Annotated in this window: 22 protein-coding genes and 1 pseudogene; 19 read left to right on the plus strand and 4 right to left on the minus strand. The window is 70.6% G+C overall.

Annotation, left to right across the window (positions count from 1 at the left end):
- Positions 1-163 precede the first annotated feature (163 nt).
- From ACYVF7_RS17125 to ACYVF7_RS17145, 5 genes are all read left to right on the plus strand, one after another.
- A complete protein-coding gene (locus ACYVF7_RS17125) occupies positions 164-1,501 on the plus strand; it encodes an AI-2E family transporter (protein WP_460340990.1) in 1,338 nt (445 codons plus the stop codon).
- 110 nt (positions 1,502-1,611) lie between these two features.
- The gene (dut, locus tag ACYVF7_RS17130; RefSeq protein WP_460340993.1) at positions 1,612-2,109 is read left to right on the plus strand and encodes a dUTP diphosphatase; all 498 of its coding nucleotides are present in this window, start codon (positions 1,612-1,614) and stop codon (positions 2,107-2,109) included.
- A gap of 3 nt (positions 2,110-2,112) precedes the next feature.
- A complete protein-coding gene (locus ACYVF7_RS17135) occupies positions 2,113-2,937 on the plus strand; it encodes a DUF3710 domain-containing protein (protein ID WP_460340996.1) in 825 nt (274 codons plus the stop codon).
- A 117-nt stretch (positions 2,938-3,054) separates the two neighbouring features.
- Entirely contained in the window at positions 3,055-3,657 is a 603-nt protein-coding gene (locus ACYVF7_RS17140) for a Uma2 family endonuclease (protein ID WP_460340999.1), read from the plus strand.
- 45 nt (positions 3,658-3,702) lie between these two features.
- On the plus strand, positions 3,703-4,155 hold the full coding sequence (locus ACYVF7_RS17145; protein ID WP_460341002.1) for a VOC family protein: 453 nt from the start codon (positions 3,703-3,705) through the stop codon (positions 4,153-4,155).
- Between the two features lie 38 nt (positions 4,156-4,193).
- Here ACYVF7_RS17145 and sigJ read toward each other — a convergent pair whose 3' ends face one another.
- Complete coding sequence (sigJ, locus tag ACYVF7_RS17150; RefSeq protein ID WP_460341005.1) at positions 4,194-5,087, minus strand: RNA polymerase sigma factor SigJ; 894 nt, start codon at positions 5,085-5,087, stop codon at positions 4,194-4,196.
- A 133-nt stretch (positions 5,088-5,220) separates the two neighbouring features.
- On the opposite strand from sigJ, the gene ACYVF7_RS17155 reads away from it, so the two are divergent.
- The 12 genes and pseudogenes from ACYVF7_RS17155 (at position 5,221) to ACYVF7_RS17210 (ending at position 21,436) form a co-directional block, all read left to right on the plus strand.
- On the plus strand, positions 5,221-7,392 hold the full coding sequence (locus tag ACYVF7_RS17155; RefSeq protein WP_460341008.1) for an MMPL family transporter: 2,172 nt from the start codon (positions 5,221-5,223) through the stop codon (positions 7,390-7,392).
- Between the two features lie 140 nt (positions 7,393-7,532).
- Positions 7,533-8,434 (plus strand): annotated as a pseudogene (locus tag ACYVF7_RS17160) (dihydroxy-acid dehydratase domain-containing protein); the annotation flags it as partial.
- A 147-nt stretch (positions 8,435-8,581) separates the two neighbouring features.
- Positions 8,582-9,175, plus strand: coding sequence for a hypothetical protein (locus ACYVF7_RS17165; RefSeq protein ID WP_460357961.1), 594 nt, complete (start codon positions 8,582-8,584; stop codon positions 9,173-9,175).
- Between the two features lie 602 nt (positions 9,176-9,777).
- Complete coding sequence (locus tag ACYVF7_RS17170; protein WP_460341011.1) at positions 9,778-10,188, plus strand: hypothetical protein; 411 nt, start codon at positions 9,778-9,780, stop codon at positions 10,186-10,188.
- 153 nt (positions 10,189-10,341) lie between these two features.
- Complete coding sequence (gene kdpF / locus ACYVF7_RS17175) at positions 10,342-10,431, plus strand: K(+)-transporting ATPase subunit F (RefSeq protein WP_460341014.1); 90 nt, start codon at positions 10,342-10,344, stop codon at positions 10,429-10,431.
- Positions 10,431-12,092 carry a potassium-transporting ATPase subunit KdpA gene (gene kdpA, locus ACYVF7_RS17180; protein ID WP_460341017.1) on the plus strand — a complete coding sequence of 554 codons (1,662 nt, stop codon included), beginning with the start codon at positions 10,431-10,433 and terminating at the stop codon, positions 12,090-12,092. The genes kdpF and kdpA overlap by 1 nt, the downstream gene beginning before the upstream one ends.
- Positions 12,092-14,275 carry a potassium-transporting ATPase subunit KdpB gene (kdpB, locus tag ACYVF7_RS17185; protein ID WP_460341020.1) on the plus strand — a complete coding sequence of 728 codons (2,184 nt, stop codon included), beginning with the start codon at positions 12,092-12,094 and terminating at the stop codon, positions 14,273-14,275. The genes kdpA and kdpB overlap by 1 nt, the downstream gene beginning before the upstream one ends.
- A gap of 1 nt (position 14,276) precedes the next feature.
- Entirely contained in the window at positions 14,277-15,200 is a 924-nt protein-coding gene (locus ACYVF7_RS17190) for a potassium-transporting ATPase subunit C (RefSeq protein WP_460341023.1), read from the plus strand.
- A 75-nt stretch (positions 15,201-15,275) separates the two neighbouring features.
- Positions 15,276-17,882 carry an ATP-binding protein gene (locus ACYVF7_RS17195; protein ID WP_460341026.1) on the plus strand — a complete coding sequence of 869 codons (2,607 nt, stop codon included), beginning with the start codon at positions 15,276-15,278 and terminating at the stop codon, positions 17,880-17,882.
- On the plus strand, positions 17,879-18,544 hold the full coding sequence (locus tag ACYVF7_RS17200; RefSeq protein ID WP_460341029.1) for a response regulator: 666 nt from the start codon (positions 17,879-17,881) through the stop codon (positions 18,542-18,544). Before ACYVF7_RS17195 ends, ACYVF7_RS17200 begins: the two co-directional genes overlap by 4 nt.
- An 11-nt stretch (positions 18,545-18,555) precedes the next feature.
- The gene (locus ACYVF7_RS17205) at positions 18,556-20,391 is read left to right on the plus strand and encodes an APC family permease (protein WP_460341032.1); all 1,836 of its coding nucleotides are present in this window, start codon (positions 18,556-18,558) and stop codon (positions 20,389-20,391) included.
- A gap of 49 nt (positions 20,392-20,440) precedes the next feature.
- Positions 20,441-21,436, plus strand: coding sequence for a sodium:calcium antiporter (locus ACYVF7_RS17210; protein WP_460341035.1), 996 nt, complete (start codon positions 20,441-20,443; stop codon positions 21,434-21,436).
- Between the two features lie 10 nt (positions 21,437-21,446).
- Here ACYVF7_RS17210 and ACYVF7_RS17215 read toward each other — a convergent pair whose 3' ends face one another.
- The 3 genes from ACYVF7_RS17215 to ACYVF7_RS17225 form a co-directional block, all read right to left on the minus strand.
- Entirely contained in the window at positions 21,447-22,193 is a 747-nt protein-coding gene (locus ACYVF7_RS17215) for a DUF4118 domain-containing protein (RefSeq protein ID WP_460341038.1), read from the minus strand.
- Between the two features lie 195 nt (positions 22,194-22,388).
- Positions 22,389-23,096, minus strand: coding sequence for a MerR family transcriptional regulator (locus ACYVF7_RS17220; RefSeq protein WP_460341041.1), 708 nt, complete (start codon positions 23,094-23,096; stop codon positions 22,389-22,391).
- 23 nt (positions 23,097-23,119) lie between these two features.
- On the minus strand, positions 23,120-23,938 hold the full coding sequence (locus ACYVF7_RS17225; RefSeq protein ID WP_460341044.1) for an alpha/beta fold hydrolase: 819 nt from the start codon (positions 23,936-23,938) through the stop codon (positions 23,120-23,122).
- A 189-nt stretch (positions 23,939-24,127) separates the two neighbouring features.
- On the opposite strand from ACYVF7_RS17225, the gene ACYVF7_RS17230 reads away from it, so the two are divergent.
- Both ACYVF7_RS17230 and ACYVF7_RS17235 read left to right on the plus strand, forming a co-directional pair.
- Positions 24,128-24,451: an SAV_915 family protein gene (locus ACYVF7_RS17230; protein WP_460341047.1), complete on the plus strand. Its 324-nt coding sequence runs from the start codon at positions 24,128-24,130 to the stop codon at positions 24,449-24,451.
- Positions 24,448-24,708: an Lrp/AsnC ligand binding domain-containing protein gene (locus ACYVF7_RS17235; protein WP_460341049.1), complete on the plus strand. Its 261-nt coding sequence runs from the start codon at positions 24,448-24,450 to the stop codon at positions 24,706-24,708. Before ACYVF7_RS17230 ends, ACYVF7_RS17235 begins: the two co-directional genes overlap by 4 nt.
- Positions 24,709-24,917: the final 209 nt, after the last annotated feature.

Consider the following 24,917-nt stretch of genomic DNA (forward strand, 5'->3'; position numbering starts at 1 on the left):
AACAAACTAAGCTCATTCCGGCCCGTTGGCGAGATACCGGAGCCGGGATGCCCGAATGTGGCCAAGCCCTCGTGCTTGCGAACGCATCGGGTCATGAAGACGTCGTGTGGGTGACGAGTCGAGGACTACCGTCCGGGTAGGGCGTCGTCGTCGGAGGAGAACAGTGAGCGATCGGGATCCGGGAATGCCAGGGGCGCTGGCGACCGCCGCGGCGTTCTGCTGGCGGCTGATCGTCGTCGGGGTCGTGGTGTACGCGGTCGTGCGCATCCTCGACATGCTGCGGCTGGTCGTACTGCCGTGCGCGATCGCCATTCTGCTGTGCGCCCTGCTGTACCCGGTCACCCACCGGCTGCGGCGGTGGATGCCGTCACTCGCCGCGACCTGGCTCACGATGCTGCTCGCGCTGGGCGTGCTCGGCGGCGTGGGCACCTTCGTCGGCATCCAGGCCAACGACCAGTTCCCGCACCTGGTCAACCGGATCCAGCGGACGGCCACCGACGTCCAGCACTGGCTCGTCACCGGGCCGCTGCACCTGAAGAACTCCCAGCTCCAGTCGGCCGTGGACCAGATCCTCGAACAGATCCAGCAGCAGCGCGGCAAGCTGGTGAGCACGGCCTTCACCGGCGCCACCGTCGCGGGAGAGCTGCTGGCGTCGATCGTCTTCCTGTTCTTCGTCACGTTCTTCCTGCTGAAGGACGGCCCCGGGATCTGGCGGTGGCTCATCAGCGGGACCGGACGCCACCGCGAGCGCCTCGACCGGGCCGGCCGCGCGGCGTGGGAGACGCTGTCGCAGTACGTCCACGGCACGGTGATCGTCGCCCTCATCCACTCGATCGTCATCGCCGTCACCCTGGTGATCATGGGTGTGCCGCTCGTCGCGCCGCTCGCCGTGATCGTGTTCTTCGGGAGCTTCATCCCGATCGTCGGCATCCTGGTCGCCGGGGCGCTGGCCGTGCTCGTCGTCTTCAGCTTCAAGGGCTTCGTCGCTGCGCTGATCTTCCTCGGCATCCTGGTCCTCGAGCAGCAGCTCGAGGGCCACGTCCTCCAGCCGCTCGTCGTCGGCCGGTGGGTGCGCTTCCACCCGCTGGGCATCATCATCGCCATCTCGGTCGGTGCGGTCGTCGGCGGCATCCCCGGCGCCGCCGTGGCCGTGCCCACGGCGGCGGTGATCTACCGGGCCTGGCAGGCGCTCCGCGGCTCGGACGAGCCCGCCCCGGCCGAGGAGCCCGCCCGCGCCCCGCTCCTGGCCGGCCGCCGGAAGGACGCCACACCGGACAGCACGTCCTCCGACGGCGCGCCGCCGGACGGATCGCCGGCGGGGTCCGGGTCGGCGATGCCGGACGGCGGAGCCGCGGCGGAGGACCCGGGGCCGGTGACGCCGGATGGCGGAGCGGCGGGGGACGACCCGTCCGCGGGGCCGGGGCCGGCGGTGCGGGGCGGCGGAGCCTCGGAGGACGATCCGCCGGCGGAGCGGACGCCGGACGGCGACCGGCCGGACTAAGCCGCCTCCGGGCCGTGCTCACCGGCGTGAGGCCGTGCAGGCGGTAGTGTCACGCCCTGTGACGCGCGCCGAGGCGCGCGCCGCCATCAGATCGTGACGAGGTGGAGCACTTGACTGTGGACGTTCTCATCCAGCGGCTGGATCCCGGCCTGCCCGCGCCGTCGTACGCCCACCCCGGTGACGCGGGCGCGGATCTGGTCACCACCGTGGACGTCGAGCTGCCGCCGGGTGCCCGCGCGATGGTGCCGACCGGGGTCGCGATCGCCCTTCCCGACGGCTACGCGGCCTTCGTGCACCCGCGCTCCGGTCTGGCGGCTAGATTGGGATTGACGATCGTCAATGCGCCCGGCACCGTCGACGCGGGCTACCGGGGAGAGATCAAGGTCACCCTGCTGAACACCGACACCGAGCACACCGTGCGGCTCACGCGCGGCGACCGCATCGCGCAGCTGGTCATCCAGCGCGTCGAGCGGGCCGTCTTCCATGAGGTCCAGGCACTGCCCGGATCCGCGCGCGGAGACGGTGGTTTCGGGTCCACGGGCGGGTACGCAGGAGCCGTGGAGGGTCGCGCCGCGAACGCGGCCGTACAGCACAGCGAAGGAGCGTGAGTCGTGTTTCGACGCCGTCGTCGGGACGAGGAGCCCGAGAAGAACCTCGAGCCGACCGACGAGGAGACCGTCGCGGCCGAGGAATCCGAGGAGTCCGGATCCGAGGAGGAGCAGGAGGAGCGCGCGGCAGTGTCCCACGGCGGCCCCTGGGACGCCGAGGCGGACGGGATCCCCGAGGTGGAGCGTGTCGACTTCGGCGCGATCCAGGTGCCCATCGGGGAGAACATCGAGATCCAGCTGAACATCGACGGGGTGGAGGAGGACGCCGAGGGCAACCCCGTCGGCGGCCAGTTCGTCGCCGTCACCGTCGTCTACGGTGAGAGCGGCCTGCAGGTCCAGCCGTTCGCCGCGCCGAAGAAGAGCGGGATCTGGGACGAGCTCCGCCAGGAGATCGCCGAGGAGATCAAGCAGGCCCAGGGCGAGACCCAGGAGGCCGAGGGGCCGTTCGGCACCGAGCTGCACGCCATGGTCCCGGTCGCCATCCCGGAGGAGATGCTCGACCAGGTGCCGCCGGAGATCGCCGAGCAGGGCTTCGGCTGGCAGCCGGTGCGGTTCCTGGGCGTGGACGGCCCTCGCTGGTTCCTGCGCGGTGTCCTGCAGGGCGCCGCTCTTCAGGACGAGGAGCAGGCCCGGCTCATGGAGGAGATCTTCTCCAACATCGTGGTCGTACGCGGTGACTCCCCGATGCCGCCCCGCGAGCTGCTCGAGCTGACCCTGCCCGCCGAGGCGCAGCAGGCGATGGCCGAGCAGGCCGGCGAGGAGGAGGGGGACGAAAGGTCCCCGTTCAACCCTTTTGAGCGCGGGCCAGAGATCACCGAGGTCCGCTGACCGACCTCGAATCCCGCCCCTGGCACACGGCCCGGGGCGGGATTTCGTGTTTTCCGCACTGTGAACACTTCAATGCATAGAGTGACGCTTCGTGACGTGTACGGAGGTGATCCACCGATGACTGAGGCACCTGCCAGGCCGCCCGCTCACTACCGGACGAGCTGGACGATCGAAGAGCTGCTCGCCCTGCCGGAGAACGGCATGCGCCAAGAGCTCATCGCCGGGAGACGCGTGGAATCCCCCAACCCCCCGAACCCGCACCAGTGGGCCGCCAAGCAGCTGATGTTCATTCTCGACGACGCAGTGCCTCGCGAGTATGAGGCGGTCCACGCGACGGATGTGCGGATCGGGCCGGACCTTCTCGTCCCGGATGTGCTCGTGGCGACGTCGGAGGAGCTCTGCGCCCCGGACGGCCGGTACCTCGAGCCCAAGGACATTCTTCTGGTCGCGGAGATCCTCGATTCGGGCGACGCCGGCTTCGAACGGGCGTGGAAGCCGCAGCGCTACGCCGACGGCGGCATTCCGTACTACATGGAGCTGGAGCTTTCCCGCCTTCCACGGGTACGGGTCTACGAACTGCGCGGCCGAGGGTACGCCGAGGTGGCCGACGCCCACGCGGGGGAGACGCTCAAGCTGCCGGAGCCGTTCGCACTGAGCTTCGACCCCGCCCGGCTGGTCGGAGGGAGGCGCGGCGTGGACCGGGAACGGACGGGTTCGTAGCCTGAGGGGGACGGTCACGTTCGCCACGGTGCTCGGGAGGACCCTATGGGGACGGCTCTGACGCAGGCTCGCTGGACGCATGTCGCGCTGCCGACGGGGGATCTCGACAAGGCGATCGAGTTCTACACGGCGCTGACGCCTCTCGTGGTGGTCGAGCGGTTCAGGGACGACGTCGGCGAGAGCGCGTGGCTGTCCAACGACAAGCAGGTCGAGACGCCGTTCGTGCTCGTGCTCGTGTCGTTCAATGCGGACAAGGGCTCCAGACTGGGGCTGCTGGCCCCGTTCGCGCACCTGGGCATCGAGGTGCCCCGGCGGGAGGACGTCGACGCGCTCGCCGACCGTGCCCGCGAGCTCGGATGCCTGCACTGGGAGCCGCGCGACATGCCCGGCCCGGTCGGCTACATCTGCGCCCTCAAGGACCCCGACGGCAACGTCGTCGAGATCTCCCACAACCAGAAGGTCTTCGAGACCGTACGACGGCTGTGGGGCGACGCCTGACCGGGGACGATCCCCGTCCGGGCCGGTGGACGTAGCCGCTAACGCGCCTCCGTGGCCAACCCCAGGGCGTCGGCCACGCCCGTCAGCTTCGCCGGATTGATCAGGCCGTAGATGTTCCGTACCAGGCCGTCCTCGGGACTCACCTCGATGACCCCGACGGCGAACAGCCGGTCGCCGTCGACCAGCGCCACCGCAGGCTCGCCGTTCAGGGTGAGATGGCGGATGTCGAGGTCGGCGGGGAGCTCCGAGGCGACCGCCGCGAGCAGCCGGCCGACCTTGTCGCGTCCCAGGACGGGGCGGTGCGCCGCCCGGTGCGTGCCGCCGCCGTCGGTCCACAGCGTGACGTCGGGGGCGAGCACCTCCAGCAGCGCGGTCAGGTCCCCGCCGGCCGCGGCGGCCAGGAACCGCTCGGTCACCTTCCGCCGTACGGCGGGTGCGGGCGAGTAGCGGGGGCGGCGGGCGTGTACGTGCTCGCGGGCGCGGTGCGCGAGCTGGCGTACGGCGGCCGGGCTGCGGCCGAGCATCTCGGCGATCTCGGCGTGTTCGTAGCCGAACGACTCCCGGAGCACGAAGACGGCCCGTTCCAGGGGAGAGAGCGTCTCCAGGACGACGAGCAGCCCAAGAGACACGGTGTCGGCCCGTACGACGTCGTCGGCGGTGTCCGTGACCACCGGCTCGGGCAGCCACGGTCCCACGTACGCCTCGTGCCGGGCCCGCCGCAGCCGGGACAGCGCCGCGTTGACGGCGATGCGCGCGAGGTAGGCCCGTACGTCACCGATGTGCTCTCCCCGCGCCGAGCTCCACGACAGCCACGTCTCCTGCAGCACGTCCTCCGTGTCGGAGACGGTGCCGAGCAGGTTGTAGACGATCGCGAAGAGCATCTCCCGATGCCGGGCGAACTCGGCCGTCGCCGCGTCGAGCGGGTCGCTCATCCGCGCACCTCCTTTCGGTCCAGCCTGTAGGACGCGCGGGACGGCCTGGATGTGACATCGGTCTCCCCATGTCACATCGGCAGCCCCTTCTTTCTCCTACGTGCGGACCGCATCACCAGAGGAGAAAGAACAGATGCTGAAGAGACTCGCGGGCACGGTCCTGCGGCGGCGCCGGGCGGTGCTCGTCGTGGCACTGGTGCTGGCACTGATCGGCGGGGTGGCGGCGGCCACGCTGTTCGAGCGGACGAAGGGCGGCGGGTTCGACGATCCGGGCGCCGAGTCGGGCCGTGCGGCGACGGCGCTGCGCGACGTGTTCGGGCAGGGGCGGCCGAACCTCGTGCTGCTGGTGACCGCCGCGGGTGGCGTCGACGCACGGGACGCCGCCGGCGCGGCGCTCGGCCGGCGGCTCGCGGCCGAGCCGGGGGTCGCGAACGTCACCTCCTACTGGAACTCCGGGCACGCGCCGCAGCTGCGCGGCGCCAAGGGCGACAAGGCGCTCGTCCTGGCGACGATCAACGGTGACGACACGGCCGTCGACAAGCGCGTGGCCCGGCTGGCGGAGCGTTACGCGGGCACCAGCGACGGGCTGGAGGTGAAGGTCGGCGGGTACGCGATGCTTCAGCACGAGATGAACCGGCAGAGCCAGAAGGACGCCGAGACCGGCGAGATGATCGTCTTCCCGGTGACGCTCGTGGCGCTCGTGCTCGTCTTCGGCAGCGTCGTGGCCGCGCTGCTGCCGTTGGCCGTCGCGTTCGTGACCATGCTGCTCGGTATGGGGCTGATGTGGGCGCTGGCGAGCGTCACCGATCTGTCGGTCCTGGCGGTGAACGCAGTGACGCTGCTCGGCCTCGGTCTGGCGATCGACTACAGCCTGCTGATCGTCAGCCGGTACCGGGAGGAACTGGGGCGGGGGCGCGAACCCCGTGAGGCCATCCGCGCGACGATGACCTCCGCCGGGCGGACCGTGGCGTTCTCGGCGATCACGGTCGCCGTCGCTCTGGGCGGCCTGGCGCTGTTCCCGCTGATGGCGGTGCGGTCGCTGGCGTACGCCGGCGTGACGACGGCGCTGCTCGCCGCGGCCGTCTCGCTCACCGTCCTGCCCGCGCTGCTGGCGGTCTTCGGGGCGCGCGTCGGCCCGGGTCGTGGTCCGGTCCGGGCCGACGGGGCGGGCTTCTGGCATCGTCTGGCCTCGTTCGTCATGCGGCGTCCGGTGCCGATCGCGACGGCCGTCACGGCGGCCCTGCTGCTGCTCGGCTCCCCGTTCCTCGGCATCAAGCTCGGCTTCCCGGACGAACGGGTCATGCCGGCCTCGTCGTCGGCCCGTCAGGTCGCGACCGCGGTGCGGAGCGAGTTCGGGTCGGCCGAGCAGGACGCCCTCCAGGTCGTCGTGGCGCGTCCGTCCCGCGACCGGACCGCGCTCGCCTCGTACGCCGTCAGGCTGTCGCGGCTGCCGAACGTGGTCCGGGTGGACACGCTCACCGGGGGGTACGCCCGCGGTGCCCAGGTCTCTCCGGGGCGCCCGGGGTTCGCCGCCGGCGGGTCCGTCTACCTGTCCGTGGTGCCGGGGTCCGGCGACGCCGGTCGTCTCGTGCGGGACGTTCGCGCGGTCCCGGCGCCGTTCGGCGTCATGGTCGGCGGAACCGCGGCGGTGAACGTCGACGCCACGGCCGCGCTGCGGGACCGCCTGCCGTACGCGGTCGGTGCGGTGGCGCTGGTCATGGTCGTGCTGCTGTTCCTCCTGACGGGGAGCCTCGTGCTGCCGCTGCTCGCCCTCGTCCTCAGCGCGCTGAGCATGACCGCGACCTTCGGGGCGCTGGTCTGGATCTTCCAGGACGGCCACCTGAACGGGCTGCTGGGCGGGTTCGTCGTCACCGGCGACATCGCGGCGACGATTCCGGTGATGCTCTTCGCGCTCGCCTTCGGCCTGGCGATGGACTATCAGGTGTTCCTGCTCTCGCGGATCCGGGAGGAGTACGAGCGCGGCGGCTCGGCCACCGCGGCCGTCGCCGTCGGCCTCGAGCGCATCGGCCGCATCGTGACCGCCGCGGCGGTGCTGATCTCGCTCGTGTTCCTCGCCTTCACCGCGTCGGGCATCACGTACATGAAGGCGTTCGGGGTGGGGCTGCCGCTGGCGGTGCTGATGGACGCCACGCTCATCCGGGGTGCGCTGCTCCCCGCCGCCATGCGCCTCGGCGGGCGCGCCACCTGGTGGGCCCCCGGTCCGCTGCGCCGCCTGCACGCCCGGTTCGGCCTCCGGGAGGAGGCGGAGCGGCCCGTACCCCGGATTCCCGTGTCCGCCGAGTGAGATGGCCCACGGCGGTGGCGGCGGGACATGTGATTCCCTTCACTGGAGACACTCGTTCGAAGGATGGAATCTTGTCCGATCTGCGCAGCTCCCAGTGGTATTCGGGTCAGGACCGCAACGCCTACATCCACCGGGCCTGGATGCGCCGGGGCCTGCCGGGCCATGCCTTCGAGGGACGCCCGCAGATCGCCATCGCCAACACCGCCTCGGACCTGACCCCCTGCAACAGCCACCTGGACGAGGTGGCCGAGAGCGTCAAGCAGGGGGTGTGGGAGGCCGGGGGCGTCCCGCTGAACCTGCCCGTCGTCTCCCTCGGCGAGACACAGCTGCGGCCGACCGCGATGCTGTGGCGCAACATGGCCGCGATGGCCACCGAGGAGATGCTGCGCGGCAACCCCGTCGACGGCGTGGTCCTGCTCGGCGGGTGCGACAAGACGATCCCGTCCCTGCTGATGGCGGCGGCGTCGGTCGGCCTGCCCGCCGTGGTCGTGCCAGGTGGGCCGATGCTGTCCGGCACGTTCCGCGGGGTGCCGCTGGGCTGCGGCACCGACGTCTGGCGGCTCAGCGAGGAGGTACGCGCCGGGGAGCTGTCCGAGCGGGACTTCCTGGAGTCCGAGTCCTGCATGATCCGCAGCCGGGGTCACTGCAACACGATGGGCACCGCGTCCACGATGGGCCTGCTCGCCGAGGCGCTCGGCACCACCGTGCCCGGCACGGCGGGCCTGCCCGCCCCGGACAGCCGCCTGCTCGCCCGGTCGCACGAGACCGGCCGGCTGGCCGTGGAGATGGTCCGCGAGGGACGCCTGCCCGGCGACGTGCTGTCGGCCGGATCGTTCCGCAACGCGATCGTCGCGCTCGCCGCCCTCGGCGGGTCCACCAACGCGGTCGTCCACCTGCTGGCGATCGCCGGCTCGGCGTCCCGCTCACCCTGGACGACTTCGACCGGATCGGCGCGGAGGTGCCGCTGCTCGTCGACCTCCAGCCCGCCGGCCGGTTCCTGATGGAGGACTTCCACCGCGCGGGCGGGCTGCACGCCGTCCTCCGTCAGGTCCAGGACCTCCTCGACCCGGCCGCGCTCACCGTCACCGGCCGCCCGCTCGTCGATCACCTCGACGGCGCCGACATCTGGGACCCGGAGGTCATCCGCACCAGGGAGGCGCCCCTGCAGGCCGCCGCCGGGATCGCCGTCCTGCGCGGCAACCTCGCGCCCGACGGCGCCATCATCAAGCCCGCGGCGGCCTCCCCGCACCTGATGCGCCACCGTGGGCGTGCCGTGGTGTTCGACTCGATCGAGAATCTGCACGCCCGCCTCGACGACCCGGACCTGGACGTCGACGCCGACTCCGTGCTCGTGCTGCGCGGCTGCGGCCCGAAGGGCTACCCCGGCATGCCGGAGGTCTCGAACATGCCGCTGCCCGAGAAGCTGCTCAAGCAGGGCGTCCGCGACATGGTCCGCGTCTGCGACGGCCGCATGAGCGGCACGGCGTACGGCACGGTCGTCCTGCACGTCGCGCCCGAGGCGGCGGCGGGCGGCCCGCTGGACCGGGTCCGGACCGGCGACCCGATCGTCCTGGACGTCGAGAACCGCCGCATCGACGTCGACATCCCGCACGAGGAGCTCGACCGGCGGGAACCCTCGAAAGCCCTGCTGGACGGGCTGGCCCGGCCGCGCCGTGGCTGGGAGCGGCTGTACGTCGACACCGTGATGGGCGCGGACACCGGCGCCGATCTCGACTTCCTCGTCGGCTCTTCGGGCGACGCCGTCGCCCGCGAGTCGCACTGACGGGTTCCCCGGATTCCGTCGCCCAGGCCGATGGGAGGAGGCCTCCGACCGCAGGCTTTCCGGAGGGGAGAACCTGTGGCCGGAGGCCTTTTCGGGGAAGGGGCGCCTACGGCCGTCCCCGTCATCCGACGCGCATGACGCGTTTCCGGGCGGGCAGGGAGCGGCGGGTCGGGAACGGTGCGGCCGGCGACGCCCCCGCAGTGGTCGACCACGGACGTGTCGATTGAGGCGTCTCCGAGTCCAATACCGGTCGGGCTGGAAGACAAGCCCCTTGACGTCGCCGTAACGGGGACACGGCGGCTCTTAACGCCTTCCTAACGCGGCCACCGCCGTACGACCGGTCGCGCGTCCGCATGACGCGAGGATCGTCGGACCTGCCCTGCGGCCGGTGCCGCGACGGCGGCGGTGGACCGGAGAAGACACGCGCCGAACTCGCCGTTCCGGCGGGTCGTTAGGGATGCGTTAAGGCGCGGAGGGGGCGCGCTAAGGCTCCGTCAATGAGGGCCGAAACCCCTCAAACGAGGCGTTTACTCCTGCCGTAAGCCCCCTGACACAGGGGGGAACCGGCGGGCATGCCGCCGGGCATGCCTGAGGAGGATGCGATGACGCGCCTGGAGATCTCCGCCTGGTCACTGGCCGGCGGGAGCGCCTGCGTCTTCGCGTTGGCCGTCGTGCTGGCCGGTCTGCCGTGGCAGGCCGCGTGCGCGGCGGTCGCCGTGGTCGTCGCGGCCTGGGCGTGGCGCAGCCGGATCATCGTCGGCACCGCGATCGGCGCAATCGCATGGCTGTGCGTCACCGGCTTCGACGTCGACCGGCTCGGACACATCGAGGTCACGGGAAGTGACGACCTCCTCCGGGCCGCGGTGCTCGTCTTCACCGGAGCCCTGGCGGCCATCGTCCACGCGGTGGTCGATGCCAGACGCCGTTATCGGCGAGCCGACCCGGTCTGGGTCGACTTCCACTTCCACGATTCCGGCCTTGAGCGAACGGACCGCGGGGGACCGACGGCCTGATCGAGTCCGCGCCCCCGGCGGCGCCCGGCGAGACGGGGTCGTCCCCGTAGATCGAATAGAGGAACCGAAACAAATGGCTGACCTGGTGTACATCCTGCTGACAGTGGCGATCTTCGCCCTGTTCGGCCTGGTCGTGAAGGCGGTCGAGCGGCTTTGAGCCTGGAGAACGTGGTCGGACTGATCCTGTCCGTCCTCCTGATCGTCTTCCTCGCGGCCGCCCTACTGTTCCCGGAGCGTTTTTGATGAGCATGACGGTCGCGGGGGTCCTGTTCACGGGATCCCTCGTGCTCGCTCTGGCCCTGGCCTACCGGCCGCTGGGCGACTACATGTACCGGGTGTACTCCGGTACGAAGCACTCGAGGGTCGAACGCGTCGTCTACCGGCTGATCGGGGCCCACCCGGAGGCCGAGCAGACGTGGGGCTCCTACGCCCGGAGCGTGCTGGCGTTCTCCGCGGTGTCCGTGCTGTTCCTGTACGGATTCCAGCGGTTGCAGAACCACCTCATGCTCAGCCTGGGTTTCAAGCCGGTGATGACGCACCAGGCGTGGAACACCGCGATCAGCTTCACCACCAACACCAACTGGCAGTCGTACTCGGGTGAGTCGACGATGGGCCACCTGGTGCAGATGGCCGGCCTGGCCGTGCAGAACTTCGTCTCCGCGGCCGTCGGCATCGCCGTCGCGATCGCGCTCGTCCGCGGCTTCGCCCGCAAGAAGACCGAGCACCTCGGCAACTTCTGGGTGGACCTGGTCCGCGGCACCCTGCGGATCCTGCTGCCCGTCGCCTTCGTCGGCGCGATCATCCTGATCATCGGCGGTGCGGTGCAGAACTTCCACGACCCGCACACGATCCAGACCCTGGCCGGCGCGAAGCAGTCGATCACCGGCGGTCCGGTGGCCAGCCAGGAGGTCATCAAGGAGTTCGGCACCAACGGCGGCGGGTTCTACAACGCGAATTCGTCGCACCCGTTCGAGAACCCGACGGTGTGGACCAACTGGCTGGAGATCTTCCTCCTGCTGGTGGTCAGCTTCAGCCTCCCCCGGACGTTCGGCCGGATGGTCGGCAACAACAAGCAGGGCTACGCGATCGTCGCGGTGATGGCCTCCCTCGCCATCATCAGCGTGACGCTGCTGTCCTTCTTCCAGCTCGCCCACCACGGCACGGTGCCGACCGCCATCGGCTCCTCCATGGAGGGCGTGGAGACGCGGTTCGGCGTGGCGAACTCCGCGACGTTCGCGGACGCCACGACCCTGACCTCGACCGGCGCGGTGGATTCGTTCCACGACAGCTACACCAGCCTCGGCGGCATGATGACGATGTTCAACATGATGCTCGGCGAGGTCGCGCCCGGCGGGACGGGCTCCGGCCTGTACGGCATGCTGGTCCTCGCGGTGATCACGGTGTTCGTCGCCGGGCTGATGGTCGGCCGTACGCCCGAGTACCTGGGCAAGAAGATCAGCAGCCGTGAAATCAAGTTCGCGGCGACCTACTTCCTGATCACCCCGATCTGCGTGCTCGTGGGCACCGCTTTCGCGATGGCACTGCCCGGTGAGCGGGCGGGCATGGCGAACAGCGGCCCGCACGGGCTCGGCGAGGTGCTGTACGCGTTCACGTCGGCGTCCAACAACAACGGGTCGGCGTTCGGCGGGATCACGGTCAACACGACCTGGTACGACACCGCGTTGGGCCTCGCGATGGTGTTCGGGCGGTTCCTGCCGATGATCTTCGTGTTGGGTCTGGCCGGGTCTCTCGCCCGCCAGGGGCACACCCCCGCGTCGGAGGGCACCCTGCCCACCCACCGTCCGCAGTTCGTCGGCATGGTCGCCGGCGTGACGGTGGTCCTCGTCGCCCTGACGTTCCTCCCGGCGCTCGCGCTCGGGCCGTTGGCCGAAGGAATCCACTGATGTCCGCACAGGTCACTGAAGCTCCCTCCAAGGCTCCGGAGCCGCCGAAGCCATCGGGCGGCCGTGTCCAGGGCGGTCTCCTGGATCCCAAGCAGCTGCTCACGTCGCTGCCGGACGCCGCCAAGAAGCTGGATCCGCGCACGATGTGGCGCAACCCGGTCATGTTCATCGTCGAGATCGGCGCCGTATGGTCGACGATCCTGGCGTTCGCCGAGCCCAGCTGGTTCGCCTGGCTGATCGTGGCCTGGCTCTGGTTGACCGTGATCTTCGCCAACCTGGCGGAGGCGGTCGCCGAGGGCCGGGGCAAGGCCCAGGCCGACACGCTGCGTAAGGCCAAGACCGACACGATGGCCCGCCGCCTGATCGACTGGACGGCCGGGAGCCCGATCCGGGAGGAGTCGGTGCCCGCGCCGCAGCTCCAGCAGGGCGACCACGTGATCGTCGAGGCCGGGCAGATCATCCCCGGCGACGGGGACGTCGTCGAGGGCATCGCCAGCGTCGACGAGTCGGCCATCACCGGGGAGTCGGCACCGGTCATCCGCGAGTCCGGTGGTGACCGGTCCGCGGTCACCGGCGGCACCAAGGTGCTGTCCGACCAGATCATCGTCAAGATCACCCAGAAGCCCGGCGAGAGCTTCATCGACAAGATGATCGCGTTGGTCGAGGGCGCCAACCGGCAGAAGACCCCGAATGAGATCGCCCTCAACATCCTGCTCGCCTCGCTGACGATCATCTTCGTGATGGCGGTCGCGACGCTGCAGCCGCTGGCGATCTTCTCCAAGGCGAACCAGCCCGGCGTGGCGGACTCGCTCGCGCTGAACATGCACGGCGTCACCGGCATCGTCATGGTCTCGCTGCTGGTCTGCCTCATCCCGACGACGATCGGCGCGCTGCTGAGCGCGATCGGCATCGCCGGCATGGACCGGCTCGTCCAGCGCAACGTCCTCGCGATGAGCGGCCGTGCCGTCGAGGCGGCCGGCGACGTCAACACCCTGCTGCTCGACAAGACCGGCACCATCACGCTGGGCAACCGGCAGGCCGCCGAGTTCACCCCGGTGGACGGCGTGAGCGAGCAGACGCTCGCCGACGCGGCCCAGCTGTCCAGCCTCGCCGACGAGACGCCGGAGGGCCGCTCGATCGTCGTGTTCGCCAAGACCACGTACGGCCTGCGGGAGCGCACGCCGGGCGAACTGTCCCACGCGACCTGGATCGAGTTCACCGCCCAGACCCGGATGTCCGGGGTCGACCTGGACGGCGACGGTACGCCGGGCCGGGACCGGATGCTGCGCAAGGGCGCGGCGACCGCGGTGATGAAGTGGGTCCGCGACAACGGCGGTCACCCGACGGACGAGGTCGGCCACATCGTGGACGGGATCTCGGCCAGTGGTGGCACGCCCCTCGTGGTCGGCGAGGTCGTCCGTGACAACGGCGCGACGACGGCCCACGTCCTCGGCGTCATCCACCTGAAGGACGTCGTCAAGGAAGGCATGCGCGAGCGCTTCGACGAGATGCGCCGCATGGGCATCCGCACCGTCATGATCACGGGTGACAACCCGCTGACGGCCAAGGCCATCGCGGACGAGGCCGGCGTGGACGACTTCCTCGCCGAGGCCAAGCCCGAGGACAAGATGGCGCTGATCAAGAAGGAGCAGGCGGGCGGCAAGCTCGTCGCGATGACCGGCGACGGCACCAACGACGCGCCCGCGCTCGCCCAGGCCGACGTCGGCGTCGCCATGAACACCGGTACGTCGGCCGCCAAGGAGGCCGGCAACATGGTCGACCTCGATTCCAACCCGACGAAGCTCATCGAGATCGTCGAGATCGGCAAGCAGCTGCTGATCACCCGAGGCGCGCTGACGACCTTCTCGATCGCCAACGACATCGCCAAGTACTTCGCGATCATCCCCGCGATGTTCGCGGCGGTGTACCCCGGGCTCGACAAGCTCAACATCATGCGGCTGCACAGCCCGCAGTCCGCGATCCTGTCGGCCGTCATCTTCAACGCGATCATCATCATCGCGTTGATCCCGCTCGCCCTGCGTGGCGTGAAGTACCGCCCGAGCAGCGCGTCCAAGCTGCTGTCCCGCAACCTGTACGTCTACGGGCTCGGCGGCATCATCGCGCCGTTCATCGGCATCAAGCTCATCGATCTACTCATCATGTTCCTTCCGGGGATGTCCTGACATGCGCCTGCCCATCTGGATCCGCCAGCATCTCGCCGCGGTCCGCGCCCTGCTCGTCCTGACGGTGATCACAGGGGTGATCTATCCGCTCGCGGTCTGGGCCGTCGCCTTCATCCCCGGCCTGCACGACCGGGCCGAAGGATCGATGATCAAGGGCGCGGACGGCAAGGTCGTCGGCAGCCGGCTCATCGGCCAGGCCTTCACCGACAAGGACGGCAACCCGCTCAAGCAGTACGTCCAGAGCCGCCCGTCCAACGCCGGGACCGGCTACGACCCGACCTCCACGGCCGCGAGCAACCTCGGCCCGGAGGACATCGTCGACACCCTCCCGAAGAACCCGGCCAAGAAGGCGGACGAGATCACCGCCAAGACCGCCCGGGACAGCCTGCTCACCCAGGTCTGCTCTCGCAGCAACGCGGTCGGCGAACTCGAGGGCGTCAGCGGCGCCCGCCCGTTCTGCACACCGGGCGGCGTCGGCGCGGTCCTGTCGGTCATCGGCCCCCGCGACCGCTCGGGCCACGTGACCCGGCCCACCCGCGTCGTCAGCGTCAACGAACAGTGCGGCGTCGTGACCAAGCCGTTCCTCGCCACGTACAAGGGCGTCGCCGTCGAGTGCGCCAAGGCCGGAGCGGACTACTCCGCGGGCGAGATCACGCCGATCCGGGGCAGAGCACCGGCGCAGCCGGAGGTGCCCGCGGACGCGGTCACCGCCAGCGGCAGCGGGCTCGACCCGAACATCTCCCCGGCCTACGCCCGGCTGCAGGCCCCCCGGATCGCGAAGGCCCGCCGCATCGCCGTGGCGCAGGTCCTGTCCGCGATCAAGGACAACGAGGACGGCCGGACGCTCGGCTTCATCGGCGAGGCCCGCGTCAACGTCCTGCAGCTCAACGTCGAGCTCGACAAGAAGTACCCGTTCCGTGGATGACGGAGGGTCTTCCGGCGTGCCGTGCGTGGGAGCGCACGGCACGCCGTCCCCCCGCAGACGAGGAGGTGAGGCGAGATGACCCGGGGGCGCTTGCGCGTCTACCTCGGCGCCGCGCCGGGTGTCGGTAAGACCTACGCCATGCTGTCCGAGGCGCACCGGCGGCGCGATCGCGGCACCGACGTGGTCGTCGGCTACGTCGAGTGCCACGGCCGGCCCCGCACCGTCGAGCTCCTCGACGGCCTGGAGACCGTTCCTCGCAAGACCATGGAGTACCGGGAGACGACGTTCACCGAGCTCGACGCCGACGCCGTCATCGCCCGCGCCCCCAGGGTCGCGCTGATCGACGAGCTCGCGCACACGAACATCCCGGGATCCCGCAACGAGAAGCGATGGCAGGACATCGAGGAGATCCTCGAGGCCGGCATCGACGTGATCACCACGGTCAACGTCCAGCACCTCGACTCGGTCAACGACGTCGTCGAGCAGATCACCGGCATCCCCCAGCGGGAGACCGTGCCCGACGAGGTCGTCCGGCGCGCCGACCAGGTCGAGCTGGTCGACATGGCGCCCGAGGCGCTGCGCCGCCGGATGGCGCACGGCAACGTCTACCAGCCGGAGAAGATCGACGCCGCGCTCGCCAACTACTTCCGCGTCGGCAACCTCACCGCGCTGCGCGAACTGGCCCTGCTGTGGCTGGCCGACAAGGTCGACGACCAGCTCGACCGGTACCGCGCCGACCACGACATCCACACGACGTGGGAGGCGCGGGAACGCGTCGTCGTCGCACTCACCGGCGGCCCCGAGGGCGACACCCTCGTCCGGCGGGCCGCCCGCATCGCCGACCGGGCCAAGGGCGCCGACCTGTTCGCCGTCCACGTCACCACCGGCGACGGGCTGACCGGCGCGAACCCCGCCAACCTGGCCCGCCAGCGGGCGCTCGTCGAGAGCCTGGGCGGCACCTACCACCAGGTCGTCGGCGACGACGTCCCGAACGCCCTGCTCGACTTCGCCCGCGGCGTCAACGCCACCCAGCTCGTCCTCGGCGCGTCCCGGCGCGGCCGGTTCGCGCAGCTGTTCTCCCGCGGCGTCGGCGTCACCACCACGGCGCTGTCCGGGCCGATCGACGTCCACTTGGTCACCCACGAAGAGGTGAACAAGCCCCGGCTCCGCACCCGTCGCGCCGGCGGGCTCACCCGGCGCCGTCAGGCCGCCGGGTTCGTCCTGGCAGGCGCCGGCCTGCCGCTTCTCACGCTGCTGCTGGCGAGTCTGCGCGGGCAGCTCTCCCTGCCCAGCGACATCCTGCTCTTCCTCGTCGCGGTGGTCGGCGTCGCCCTCGCCGGCGGCATCTACCCGGCGCTGTTCGCCGCCGTCCTCGGCTCAATGCTGCTCAACTACTACTTCACCCCGCCGCTCTACAAGTTCACGATCAACCAGCATGAGAACGTCCTCGCGCTCGTCGCGTACGTCCTCGTGGGAATCGCGGTCAGCGTCGTGGTGGAGATCGCGGCCCGGCGGACCCGCGAGGCGGCGCGGGCGAGCGCGGACGCCGAACTGCTGTCCGACCTGGCCGGCAGTGTCCTGCGCGGCTGGGACGCCGACGGACGCCACCACGGCGCACTGAACGACCTGCTGGAACACCTCCGGGTCACCTTCGCCCTCACGTCGGTGACGCTGCTGGAACGCCGCCCGGAGGCGCCGCTGACCCCGAACCGCCAGCGCGACCCGGACTGCTGGCGGATCATCGCCACCGTCGGCGGCGAACCGACCTGCACGCCCGACGACGGGGACGCCGACATTCCGGTCGACGACGACCTGGCACTCGTCCTGCGCGGCCGGACCCCGTCGGCGACCGACCGGCGCGTGCTCGAGGCGTTCGCCGCCCAGGCCGCCGTCGCGCTGCGCCAGCAGCGCCTCAGCGAGGAGGCCGAGCAGGCCCGCCCGCTGGCCGAGGCCGACCGGCTCCGGACCGCGCTGCTCACGGCGGTCAGCCACGACCTGCGCTCCCCGCTGGCCTCCGCCAAGGCCGCAGTCGAGAGCCTGCGCGCCGACGACGTCTCCTGGTCCGACGAGGAACAAGACGAACTGCTCGAAACCGCCGACGAATCCCTCGTACGGCTCGACCGCCTCGTCGCCAACCTCCTCGACATGAGCCGCCTGCAGGCCGGAGCCCTCGGCGTGTCCGCCCAGCCCGTCGCCGTCCAGGAGATCGTCCCGTACGCCGTCGACGAGCTCGACGCCCCCGACGTACGGCTTCAGATCCCCGACGACCTGACCGAGGCACTGGCCGACCCGGTCCTGCTGGAGCGGGTCCTGGTCAACCTCATCTCCAACGCGGTGCACCACAGCCCACCCGGCGAGCCGGTGCTCATCACGGCCAGCGCCCACGCCGGCCACCTCGAACTCCGGGTCATCGACCGAGGACCCGGGATCCCGCCGGCCGACCGCGACCGCGTCTTCCAGCCCTTCCAACGGCTCGGCGACCGGGACAACGGAACCGGCGTCGGGCTCGGCCTGGCGCTGTCCCGCGGCCTGGTGGAGGCGATGGACGGCACCGTGACCCCCGAAGAGACGCCCGGAGGAGGCCTCACCATGATCGTCACACTGCCCGTCGCCCCTCCCGACCTGGCCGATCCGGTCCTCACCTCGCATGTCGACGCGCTACGGGAAAGGCGGAGCCGGTGACGCGTGTCCTCGTCGTCGACGACGAACCACAGATCGCCCGTGCGCTCACGCTCAACCTGCGTGCCCGCCAGTACGAGGTGGCGACCGCCGCCGACGGCAGCGACGCGCTGCGACGGGCCACCGACTGGCATCCCGACGTCGTGGTCCTGGACCTGGGACTGCCGGACCTGGACGGCGTCGACGTCATCCACGGGCTGCGCGGCTGGAGCCGGGTGCCGATCATCGTGCTGTCCGGGCGCAGCGGCGCCGACGACAAGATCACGGCATTGGACGCCGGAGCCGACGACTACGTCACCAAGCCCTTCGGCATGGACGAACTGCTCGCCCGCATCCGCGCCGTCAGCCGCCGTACGGGCTCCGCGGCCCCGGTGCCGACCGTCCAGATCGGCGACCACCTCGTCGATCTGGCCGCCAAGACGATCACGCCCGACGTCCATCTCACGCCCACCCAGTGGCGGCTGGTGGAGATCCTGCTGTGCAACCCGGGCAAACTGATCAGCCAGCGCTGGCTCCTGACCGAGGTATGGGGACCCTCGTACGAGCGCAAGACGAACTACCTGCGCCAGTACATGGCCCAGCTGCGCCGCAAGCTGGAGTCCGATCCGGCGCATCCGCGGCACCTGCTCACCGAGCCCGGAATGGGCTACCGCTTCCAGCCTTAAAGGGTTCTGCCATGTCACTGCTGTCCGAGCGCCAACGCAGCGACCGGCCCGGGTCTCCGGGAGAGGACGACCGGCATCGGTTGTCGGTCGTCGGCGGGCTCGCCGCGCTGTCGCTGGACGCCATGGCGTCGGTCGCGTACGGCCCGGAGGCCATCGTCATCGTCCTGGCCGTCGCGGGCGGCGCCGGCCTCGGCTACACGGTCCCCGTCACCCTGGCCATCGCGGGGCTGCTGGGCGTGCTCACCCTGTCCTACCGGCAGGTGATCGCGGCCTTTCCGGAGGGCGGCGGGGCGTACGGGGTTTCCAAGGCCTACCTCGGCCGCAGGCCGGCGCTGGTGGCGGCCGCCTCCCTGGTCGTCGACTACGTGCTGAACGTGGCGGTGTCGATCGCGGCGGGCGTCGCGGCCCTCACCTCGGCGGTGCCCGCGCTACTGCCGTACACGGTGTGGCTGTGCCTGGCGGTCCTGGCCCTCGTCACCGCGATCAACCTGCGGGGCATCGCGCACAGCGCCCGTCTCTTCATCGCGCCGACCGCGGTCTTCGTCCTCTCCATCGTCGCGGTGATCGTCGTCGGGATCTTCCGGGACCACCCCGTGTCGGTCGAGCACGCCACCACGCAGGCGCACACCCTGCAGACCGTCGGGGTGCTGTTGCTGCTGCGGGCGTTCGCCAACGGATGCGCGGCGCTGACGGGCGTCGAGGCCATCGCCAACGCGGTGCCCACCTTCCGCAGGCCCCGGGTCAAACGGGCCCAGCGCGCGGAGGTCGCGCTCGGCGCGATCCTCGGCCTGATGCTGATCGGTATCGCCGCGCTCATCGTGCGGTTCCACATCCGCCCGGTCCACGGCGTCACGATCCTGTCCCAGGTCACCGCCGGCTCCCTCGGGCACGGGATCGGGTACTACGTCGTCCAGTTCGCCACGGTCGTGCTCCTCGCCCTCGCCGCCAACACCTCGTTCGGCGGCATGCCCGTCCTCGCCCAGCTCCTGGCCAAGGACAACAACCTGCCGCACCTGTTCGCCCTGCGGGCCGAGCGGCAGGTCCATCGCTACGGCATCGCCTTCCTGACCGCCACCGCCGCCCTGCTGCTCATCGGCACCGGCGGCGACATGAACACGCTGGTGCCGCTGTTCGCCATCGGCGTCTTCGTCGGCTTCACCCTGTCGCAGGCGGGCATGGTCCGGCACTGGTGGACCAAGCGGCCCGCCGGGTGGCGCCCGCGCGCCGCGCTGAACGGCTTCGGCGCCCTGCTCACCGCGCTCGCCGCAATCATCGTGACCGCCACCAAGTTCAGCGAGGGCGGCTGGCTGATCGTCGCCACTATGCCGCTGATGGTCGCGCTCATGGCGGCCATCCACCGCACGTACGACCGCATCGGGGAGCGGCTCGAGATGAACCGGGTCCCCGCGCGTCCGCGCCCCCGCCGCGCCCTCGTGATCGTCCCCGTCGGAGCGGTCAACCGGCTCACCCAAGAGGCGATGTCGGCCGCGCTGTCCATCGGCGACCGGGTCGTCGCCGTGCGCGTCACCCACCCCGACGAGCCCGAGGACACCAAGAACTTCATCGAGGCGTGGGAACGCTGGGCCCCGGACGTCAACCTGACCCTCGTCAACGACAACCGGCGTCGCCTGGTCGAACCGATCGTCGAGTACGTCCGCGGCGTCGACGAGTCGCACGTGTTCGTCCTGATCCCCGAGGTCGAACCGGCGCACGCCTGGCAGCGGATCCTGCAGAACCAGCGCGGGGCCGTGCTCGCGCACGCGCTGCGCCGCGACACCGACGCGGTCGTCTGCCGGCTGCGCTTCCGCCTCACCCCGATCGAGGATCCTCGACACGCCGTGCCCTGACCGGCGATTGCGACTCGCCTCAGGTACGGACAGTGGAAAGGTGTCTCTCGTGCTCGACGGTGTGCTGCTCGTGGCCGGCTTCGCCCTGCTGGTGGCCGGTGCGCTCGTGTTCACCAACGCGGTGGAATGGGCGGGGATACGCCTCGACCTCGGTCATGGCGCGGTCGGCAGTGTGCTGGCGGCCGTGGCGACGGCCATGCCCGAATCCCTCGTCCCGATCGTCGCGATCATCCGAGGAGAGCAGGGTGGCCCGATCGCGATCGGCGCGATCGTCGGCGCGCCGTTCCTGCTCGGCACCCTGGCCATGGCGCTGTGCGGCGCGGCCGCGCTGTTCTACCGGGTGCGACGTCAGGGGAGCGGCCTGCGGCTGGACCGGAAGGCGATGAGCCGGGACCTGCTCGTCTTCCTCGGCACGCTGTCGATCGCCATCGTGATCGGCAACGTCCGATCCCGCCCGCTGCACGTCATCGGCGCGGTGCTGCTGGTCGCCGCATACGGGGCGTACCTGGCCACGACGATCGCCCGGGCCAGGCGGCAGGGCGGCGAGGAGGAGCTGCCCGGCCCGTTGTACTTCAGCCGCGACAGGGCCGCCCCACCGCGCACCTACCAGATCCTGGCGCAGACCGTCGCGGGCGTCGCCCTGCTGGTCGGCGGCGCGGAACTGTTCGTCACCGTGATCGAGCGTCTCGCCCACGCCCTCGACGTCAACCCCCTGGTCCTGACGCTCCTGGTCGCCCCACTGGCGACCGAGCTCCCGGAGAAGATCAACAGCGTGGTGTGGATCAGGCAGGGCAAGGACACACTCGCCCTGGGCAACATCACCGGCGCCATGGTCTTTCAGTCGATGCTGCCGGTCGCGGTCGGGATGGCGTTCACCGACTGGCACCTGGCCGCCCCCGCCCGGACCGCAGCGCTCGCCGCACTCGGTGGTGCGATCCTCGCCGTGATTGCCGTACGTCGTACCGGCCGGTTCTCCGGGCCCTTCATCGGCTGCTGGGCCGGGCTGTACGCCGGGACGGTCGCCTCGATCATCGTGCTGACCTGAACCACGCCCTTCATTCCCTGGTCGTCTCGGCGGTGTCGAGGGCACGTCCGGCCTGGTCGGCGAGCGTGACGGCGACGAGACGGGCCTGGAGCGTCGGAGCGGCCCCGGGCGCCGGCCGGAGCATGAACCGGCCGTAGAAGTGACCATTGCCGAAGGTGCGTAGCTCGATCTCCTCGTCCGGCAGGCCACGCCGTTCGACGTCCCAGTGTCTGCGGCCGACGGTCACCGTGCCGTCCTGTTCCAGGCGCGGCGGATGGCCGAGCAGGGACCCGTACTCGAACCGGCAGTCACGCAGGGTCAGTAGGTCGGCGAGCTGCTTCTTCACGAGGTCGACCACGGCATCGGCCGACTTGGCCGACTGCGTCAGCTCGGCGGCGTCGTGGACCCGGGACAGGTAATCGGCGTCGGTCACGGCTATCACCTGCAGGCGGCGGGCCCGGGCGGCCAACTGGGATACCACCAGCCCCACCACGAGCAGCAACGCCGCCGTCTTCACGTCGGCGGCCTTGTCGATAGTGAACCGCTCGTACGGCCGGGTGAAGAAGAAGTCGAACCACGCGGCGGCCGACAGCGCCGCCACCGCCCCCGCCAGGCGGTTTCCGCTCGCGGCCACCGCGACGACGACCACGACCAGGATGAGGGCCACGTCGGCGTTGGCCAGCCCCGACCTGGCGGGCAGGAGCACCGCCGAGAGGACCAATGGGGCGATCAATCCGGCGACCACCGCCCAAACCGGGCTGCTCAGGTAGCGAGGCATCGGTCACACCCCCTCTTCCTGTGTAGCAGGCATCGCCACAGGTCGGCCGGACACGTGGTGCTCACGGTCCTCGAGGGGATCGAGTGACGGATCGCACCGCCCGCGGTCACCGATAACGTCGCGGTGTTCTGGTCATCGGGTCCGCGCGCTCGAGCTTGGTCCAGCCGGTCCAGCCTCGCTCCTTCAGCAGCTCGATCAGCCGGCGGCTGGCGGCAAGGCGTCGAACGCCAGTGTGTCCATCAGCGTGACCAACGGTGGCGCGATGTCGGTGTCGTCGACGTAGTCCTCGCCCTGCTCGTCGGCCAGCTGCGTTATGTAGGCGGCCAGCTCGTCGGCCAGCTCGACCAGCCGTGGGTCGTCGTCGGCCCGATCGAGAGCCCGGCCCAGGGCGAGGTAGAAGCCAATGAGTTGCCGGTCGGCGAGCTGCTCTCGCTTGCGCGCCGTCCACTCCGGGACTCGCTCGGGCGAGCGCGCGGCCAGCGGGATCCAGCCGTCGCGTTCGACCTGGACGATCCGTTCGTCGACTCCGAGCGCCCGCAGCCGGTCGAGATATTCGACCACCTCCGGTGGCAGTACCAGGCTGTCCCCGGCGGCGAGCCGGGCGATCCGCTCTCGGTGCCGCTGCCGTTGGCGGATCTCGGCTCGCAGCCGTTCGTCGATGTCCGCGACCGCTGCGGCGAACTCCTCCTCGTCGGCCTGCAGCAGCTCCCGCACCCGCGCCAGCGGGACGCCTGCCTCGGCTAGGGTCCGGATCTTGATCAGCTCGATCACGGCGCCGGCGTCGTATCTCCGATAGCCGGAGTGATCCCGCTCCGGCTCCGGCAGCAGTCCCTTGGCGTGATAGTGCCGTACCGCGCGCACCGTCACACCGGCGTACGACGCCAGCTCGCCGATGGTCAGCATCAGACCACTCTCCCAGGAGCCGTTCAGGAGCCGGCTGGGCCTTGTGTGCTCCGGATGATCTGGGCGATCTCCGGGGCGTGGGTGAAGACCAGCCCGTGATCGGCGTCGAGCCAGTAAGTGGAGATGTGCGGCTGCTCGTGGACGAGCCACTCGACGCCGGCACGCCAGTTCTGGTTGTACCGCGCCGCACGCCGATCGCCGCTGTCGCCGGCCATCGAGGTCGACATGATCATGCTGATCGGACGGTCGATCTTCCGATAACGGTCGAGGACGCCGGACCGGACCACATCGATCTCGACATTCAGGTCGAGGATCTCCTGGGCGGTGAGCAACACCTGACGCGCGGTGCCCCACTCGGCCTTCTGCCGCCGCGCCAGGTCCTCCCACATCGCGCGGAACTCCGGCAGGTCGGCCTCGGTGATGAACGGCTCGGGCACCGGGTTCGCCCCGTCGATGAGAACGAGTTCGGCGACGGTGCCGGGATGCTCGGAGGCATAGTGCACGGCCAGGTCCGCACCCAGCGAGTAGCCCACGAGCACGGGAGGCGAGGGCAGCGCCGGCTCCGCCAGCACGGCGACGAGATCGCTGAGGAACGCCTCGAAGGTGTACCGGTCGGCGGCCGAGGCGAGGCCATGACCCCTGAGGTCGAAGGTCACCACGTCGTGGTCGCGCCGCAGCAGCTCGGTCAGCTCGCGCAGGTAGGCCTGGGTCGAGTTCAGCCCGGGACACAGGACCAGCGGCCGTCCCCGGCCGCCGTGGGACACCGGGATCGTGACGCCGTCGTGGTGGACCGTGTAGTGCCGCATCGTCGCGTCGCCGCTCTCATCGGCTTTCGTGGTCATGCCGACGATGGTGAAAGGTTGCCCCTGCGTCAGGGTCAACCGCCGCGCGATACGACCTCCGCCCTCGGGCATTAAGGCGATGTTAGGGATGGCGTTCCCCCTGTGCGGATGCCGTGGCGGGACCGCATATCGCCTCTTCCTGGGCCTACCGTGAGGTCGTCGGCTGCTTGTGAAAGGAAGCACAAGGTCATGGAAGAGTTCGATGACCCCCCTGATCCGCTCTTCGTCCCGGTCCGCCGTTCCTCGGCGGGCACGCTGACGCCGCTGACCGCGCGGCTTCCCACGGGCCCACGTGTCGGGGTGGCCTTCACCGGCCTCGCGGCCCTGCGAGCCGCTTCCGGACCCGGGCAGGTATGGATCCGGCTGAGCGAGCACGCTCTGCGCGGCCTCCTGTCCCCACTGGGCGTCGACCGGATCCAGATCGATCCGGTGCTGGTCGCCGCCGACGTCAACCGGCCGACGCCGGTGCGGAACGTCCCCAGGCCGGCGACGGCGCAGACGGTGGACCGATGACCGCCCCGCTGCAGGCCGTGGCGGTGATCGCCCTCGTCCGGGTCCGGATGGCGGACCAGGTGCCGCCGGAATCGTTCGAGACCTGGCTGCGCGACCGGCCGGCCGTACGGGGGGTCTGGTCGCTCAGCGGCGACTGCGACTACGAGATCCGCCTCACCACCGCGGGTCTCGACGAGCTCACCGCCGAACTGCGCGCCCTGCGCCACCAGGGTGCCGAGCAGACCAACACCTGCCTGCTGCTGCGCGAAATTCTCTAGGAGGGGACTCCCATGGTTCTGACCCGGGAACGGAACACGCTCGACCACGCGATCTGGCCGGCGACGGCACGGGCCACCCCGGACGGCGACGTCATGGTCGGCGGCGTGCGGCTGAGCGACATCGCCGAGCGATACGGCAGCCCGGTCCATGTCATGGACGAGCTCGACGTACGGCAACGCTGCCGGGACTTCCGCCGCGGTTCCCGGAC

The sequence above is a fragment of the Actinoallomurus acanthiterrae genome (assembly GCF_054775715.1).

Excerpts from the sequence above, each read along its gene's own strand:
- ACYVF7_RS17140 (WP_460340999.1), top strand. The coding sequence starts at position 3,055 with ATGACTGAGGCACCTGCCAGGCCGCCCGCTCACTACCGGACGAGCTGG.
- ACYVF7_RS17145 (WP_460341002.1), top strand. The coding sequence starts at position 3,703 with ATGGGGACGGCTCTGACGCAGGCTCGCTGGACGCATGTCGCGCTGCCG.
- sigJ (WP_460341005.1), bottom strand. The coding sequence starts at position 5,087 with ATGAGCGACCCGCTCGACGCGGCGACGGCCGAGTTCGCCCGGCATCGG.
- ACYVF7_RS17155 (WP_460341008.1), top strand. The coding sequence starts at position 5,221 with ATGCTGAAGAGACTCGCGGGCACGGTCCTGCGGCGGCGCCGGGCGGTG.
- ACYVF7_RS17170 (WP_460341011.1), top strand. The coding sequence starts at position 9,778 with ATGACGCGCCTGGAGATCTCCGCCTGGTCACTGGCCGGCGGGAGCGCC.
- kdpA (WP_460341017.1), top strand. The coding sequence starts at position 10,431 with ATGAGCATGACGGTCGCGGGGGTCCTGTTCACGGGATCCCTCGTGCTC.
- kdpB (WP_460341020.1), top strand. The coding sequence starts at position 12,092 with ATGTCCGCACAGGTCACTGAAGCTCCCTCCAAGGCTCCGGAGCCGCCG.
- ACYVF7_RS17190 (WP_460341023.1), top strand. The coding sequence starts at position 14,277 with ATGCGCCTGCCCATCTGGATCCGCCAGCATCTCGCCGCGGTCCGCGCC.
- ACYVF7_RS17195 (WP_460341026.1), top strand. The coding sequence starts at position 15,276 with ATGACCCGGGGGCGCTTGCGCGTCTACCTCGGCGCCGCGCCGGGTGTC.
- ACYVF7_RS17205 (WP_460341032.1), top strand. The coding sequence starts at position 18,556 with ATGTCACTGCTGTCCGAGCGCCAACGCAGCGACCGGCCCGGGTCTCCG.
- ACYVF7_RS17215 (WP_460341038.1), bottom strand. The coding sequence starts at position 22,193 with ATGCCTCGCTACCTGAGCAGCCCGGTTTGGGCGGTGGTCGCCGGATTG.
- ACYVF7_RS17220 (WP_460341041.1), bottom strand. The coding sequence starts at position 23,096 with ATGCTGACCATCGGCGAGCTGGCGTCGTACGCCGGTGTGACGGTGCGC.
- ACYVF7_RS17225 (WP_460341044.1), bottom strand. The coding sequence starts at position 23,938 with ATGACCACGAAAGCCGATGAGAGCGGCGACGCGACGATGCGGCACTAC.
- ACYVF7_RS17230 (WP_460341047.1), top strand. The coding sequence starts at position 24,128 with ATGGAAGAGTTCGATGACCCCCCTGATCCGCTCTTCGTCCCGGTCCGC.
- ACYVF7_RS17235 (WP_460341049.1), top strand. The coding sequence starts at position 24,448 with ATGACCGCCCCGCTGCAGGCCGTGGCGGTGATCGCCCTCGTCCGGGTC.